The sequence below is a fragment of the Sphingomonas sp. SRS2 genome (assembly GCF_000971055.1).
Taxonomy (GTDB): domain Bacteria; phylum Pseudomonadota; class Alphaproteobacteria; order Sphingomonadales; family Sphingomonadaceae; genus Rhizorhabdus.
Genome location: NZ_LARW01000036.1, coordinates 1 through 4,019 on the forward strand (window position 1 = coordinate 1; position 4,019 = coordinate 4,019).

General features: G+C 55.9%; 4 protein-coding genes. All 4 read left to right on the forward strand.

The genetic code is table 11. The features are described from left to right. The coding region (locus WP12_RS00345) for an SDR family oxidoreductase (protein WP_235398778.1) at positions 1-994 on the forward strand (994 nt) is incomplete at its 5' end. Positions 995-1,017: 23 nt separating this feature from the next. Then, on the forward strand, positions 1,018-2,397 hold the full coding sequence (locus WP12_RS00350) for an aromatic ring-hydroxylating oxygenase subunit alpha (RefSeq protein WP_046191779.1): 1,380 nt from the start codon (positions 1,018-1,020) through the stop codon (positions 2,395-2,397). Then, positions 2,394-2,924: an aromatic-ring-hydroxylating dioxygenase subunit beta gene (locus WP12_RS00355; RefSeq protein ID WP_044663627.1), complete on the forward strand. Its 531-nt coding sequence runs from the start codon at positions 2,394-2,396 to the stop codon at positions 2,922-2,924. Before WP12_RS00350 ends, WP12_RS00355 begins: the two co-directional genes overlap by 4 nt. A gap of 282 nt (positions 2,925-3,206) precedes the next feature. Further along, entirely contained in the window at positions 3,207-3,911 is a 705-nt protein-coding gene (locus WP12_RS00360) for a VOC family protein (protein ID WP_052628313.1), read from the forward strand. Positions 3,912-4,019: the final 108 nt, after the last annotated feature.

The following is a 4,019-nucleotide window of genomic DNA, read 5'->3' on the forward strand; positions in this document are numbered from 1 at the left end:
ACCGGAAGTAGAGCCACACCACATGGCTGATGATCTCCCGAGGGTAGCGGAAACCGCGGTAAAGTTGAGAACCTGTCATCTCATCATTTTATCGAGGCGCGGCCGGCTGTGGCAACTTGACAATGCCCATTCCAGCAATGTATCTGGCATGGTGCGGGAGGGGCTTCCGGGAGAGGTGGCGTCTGTGAGTCTTGTCGCAAACCATTCAGTGCTGTTGATAGGTTCGGGTTCTGGCCTTGGTCGTGGGGTCGCGCGCGGCTTTGTACAGGCGGGCGCTCAAGTAACCATCTTCGACGTCTCAGCGGAAAAGGTGGAAGATGCGCGGGAGGAATTCGGGGACATATTGGCGGTGCAGGGAGATTGCTCGAAGGTTTCCGATCTTGTGGCCTGCCGGGATAAGATCATCGAACGGCATGGCAAGTTGGATGCAGTGGTGTGCTTTCAGGGAATTTGGGATGGCAATGTCCCTTTGAAGGACATCGCTCTCGACAGGATCGACGAACTGTTTCGCGAGCTGTTTGACGTCAATGTCAAAGGCTCTTTGCTGGCCGCGCGAGTCTTCCACGATCTTCTGCAGGAGTCACGAGGGGCCCTCGTTCTGACATCGTCGAACGCCGCGTACGCTGCGGACGGCGGGGGGGGCGTTTATTCCGCCACCAAGGGTGCCATCAAGGCGCTCACCCACCAGCTCGCGTTCGAATTCTCGCCCTACGTGCGAGTGAATTGCGTCGCTCCAACCGCCATCGGCAAGAGCGAGTTGCGTGGCCCCACCGCTCTTGGCCTAGAGGGCCAGAAACAATCCGACATTCCAAAAGACACGCTGCTTCGAGCGTACAGAGAACTTTCGCTGATCGCCGATTTCCCGGAAGCCGAAGATTATGCGTGGCCCTATATGTTCCTCGCGTCCCATTCGAACAAGGTGATGACCGGGCAAACAATTCTGGCAGATCAGGGGTCGTTGAACCGGAATTTTATTACACCAAGATCAAACTAAACACAATACATGGAGAGTTAAAAATGTTTCGCTACGATCAAGTAGCCCATCTAACTGATCAGGCGTACATAGATGATCTTTGCGATAGAGTGGAACAGGGTCTTGATCAAGGACTGCTGCCGAGTCATGTCTTTCGCGACGAGCGTGTGTTCAAGGTTGAGATGGATCGCATCTTCACCCGCGCCTGGGTTTTCGTTGCGCATGAAACAGAAATACCAAAATCAGGGGATTTCGTTCTCCGCAAGGTAGGCTTGGACCAGGTTATTGTCACTCGCAGCGCGGGCGGGGCCATCAATGTCCTGCTTAATCATTGCCGTCATCGCGGAACCGAGGTCTGTCATGAGGATTCTGGCAATACGACCCATTTCAAATGTCCGTATCATGGTTGGATATACAAGAACGATGGGGATTTCGTCGGTGCTCCTGCTATGCGCGAGGCGTACGGCGGGCGTCTCGACTCGAAGAAAAATGGGCTCCTGCGGGCTCCGCAGGTCGAATCATATCATGGGTTCATCTTCACCTGCCTTTCCGAGAGCGGGCCGAGCCTGAGTGAGTACCTTGGTGATGTCAGCTGGATGCTCGACGCGATAGTCAAGCTGCATCCTGCTGGTCTGAAAGTTCTCGGTGCCCCAGAGCGGTTTATCATCAGGACCGACTGGAAAATCGGCGCAGAAAACTTCGCGGGTGACGTTTATCATATCGCAACAGCCCATCTTTCCGTCAGCGAAACGAAATACATCTCCCAAGACATGCGTGATACGTTGAAGATAGGGGGCGGATACAGGTTTCAAAACGGCCATGGCTTTATAACGCATCGCTTGAGCGAAATGGTTGGCGCCGAGGGGGGGTTGTGGGCCTACGGCCTGAATCCTGAGATCCGCAAGCAATTCGATCTTGAAGGATTTGACGATGCCCAGAAGAAGATGCTCCTAGAAGCGCCGCCGGTCGCGGGCAATATCTTTCCGAATTTCAGCTACTTGCGCGGCGCGTTGCCCGCCAATGCCGGCGACTTGCCGGTGGTGTTCACCAACTTCCGTCTCTGGCAGCCAGTTGAACCGGGTGTGATGGAAGTTTGGAACTGGCAGTTCAGCTATGATGCGCTTCCAGACGAGTACAATCGCGAAGCTTATGCGGCAGGGCAGCTGGCCTTTAGCGCCGCTGGTCTGTTCGACCAGGACGATTCGGCAGTGTGGGAAGGTGTTGCGAAGCTCGGAGGAAGTCCGTGGGGCCGCAAGGAGGAGGTGATGCTTCATTACGGCCAACAGCGTGTCGAGCCCGACTCGACGTACGAAGGCAAAGGGGACTATTTCCCCTCGACGTTCGGGGAGTTTAACCAGGAAAACTTCTGGCGAGAATGGGTGAAGCAGCTACGTTCCGACGTACGTAATGAGGTGCCGGCATGACGGTAGACGCGCTCTCCAACGCAGACAATCAGGACCTGCGCGATAACTTCATCGCCAATCGGTTCTTGTCTCACGAGGCGAAACTTCTCGACCAAAGACGCTTTACCGAGTGGCTAGATCTTCTCGACGATGAGATAAGGTATATCGTGCCGCTGCGGCTTATGGCGCTCGACTTCGATCGGGAGGTGCGAGCCGACTCGTTCCACATCAACGACGGCAAGGTTAATCTCAAGGTTAGGGCCAAGCGGTCGTCAGTCAGTTCAGGCTGGGGTGAAACCCCGCCCTCCCGGACATTGCGTCTGGTCGGTAGCGTCATGACTGATCGCATCGATCAAGAAGGCGTCCTAGAGGTCGAGAGCGCGGTCATTATCTATCGTCAGCGAGCGGCGATCGGGCAGGGCGACGTCCTTGCGTTTCGCAGGACGGACTGGCTGCGGATTGACGGTGGCACGGTAAAGCTTCTCAAGCGTGTTGCATTACTTACTGACGCCAGTTTGGCGACGCCGAACCTGGCCATCTTTCTTTAGGCAACATCAAGGCGCCAATTCAAACGCAGCGTTTGGAGAGCTGGCGATGAAGCAGACCTTGTAGGCGTGGAAGGTTGAGATGGGCAATGCCATGACTGTGAAACATTGTAGCATTTCCCTCCTCCGTCGCGGCGCAAGTCAGGAGCTTTTCCTGGATCGCAGCCGGTGGTGTCGGCGGTTCGGGACCCTGCCGAGGAGCAGTCGGCTGCATATCGCGACGCCGCGCTTGTCTCGTTCTGAACCGACTCGTTTTCAAGGCAAGATCATCAAAGGGTAAGTTGTATGGCCATCAACGGTATTGAATCTCTGATATACGGAGTGCCGGACGTTCAGGAGGTTGGTCGCTTCTTTGACGACTTTGGTCTGGTTCGTGATCCTGAACAGCCCAGCGAGGGATTAGCATTCACGCTCCCTGAGGGTAGCCATGTCGTCATTCGGCACAGGGACGACCCCGCTCTCGTATCGTCTCAGATCGAGGGTGACGGTGTTCGCGAGGTTATTTGGGGCGTGGACGGCCAGAGCGCGTTAGAGCGTCTGGCGAGGGGCTTAGCCAGCGACCGAGAATTGACATGGGACTCTGACGGAACCGTCCACTTTATCGCGGACTTCGGGGTACCGATGGGGTTGCGCGTATTCGCCAAGAAACCCGTCGTCAGCGCGCCGGATCCGGTGAATGCGCCCGGGCTGACGCGGCGGTTGAACCATCATCGCAAATGGCGCCGCCGGGCGTATCCGAAAGTGATCAATCACGTTGTGTTCGCAACGCCGGATTACGAGGCGGGGTACAGGTTCATGAGAGATCGGCTGAACTTTCGGCTATCGGATTCGCAGGCCGGTTACGGGAAATATGTGCGGGCGGATGGCACCACATCGCACCATTCGATCCTGCTCCTCAATGCCAACGCGCCCGTCCCCGGAATGACTGGTAAGTTGTCCTTCCACCATGCCAATTTTGGTGTGGAAGACATGGCATTGTCAAGTTGCTGAGCCGACGAGACGAGTTTCGGAATCCGGAGCGAAATGGCCGCGGCTCGGATAACAAATGTCCCAGGTTATGCATTCTTCGCTACATCGGTGACCTCATTCCAGAGAGAA

Bases quoted from the DNA above. Each gene is read 5' to 3' on its own strand.
- WP12_RS00355 (WP_044663627.1), top strand. From the start codon at position 2,394: ATGACGGTAGACGCGCTCTCCAACGCAGACAATCAGGACCTGCGCGAT.
- WP12_RS00360 (WP_052628313.1), top strand. From the start codon at position 3,207: ATGGCCATCAACGGTATTGAATCTCTGATATACGGAGTGCCGGACGTT.
- WP12_RS00350 (WP_046191779.1), top strand. From the start codon at position 1,018: ATGTTTCGCTACGATCAAGTAGCCCATCTAACTGATCAGGCGTACATA.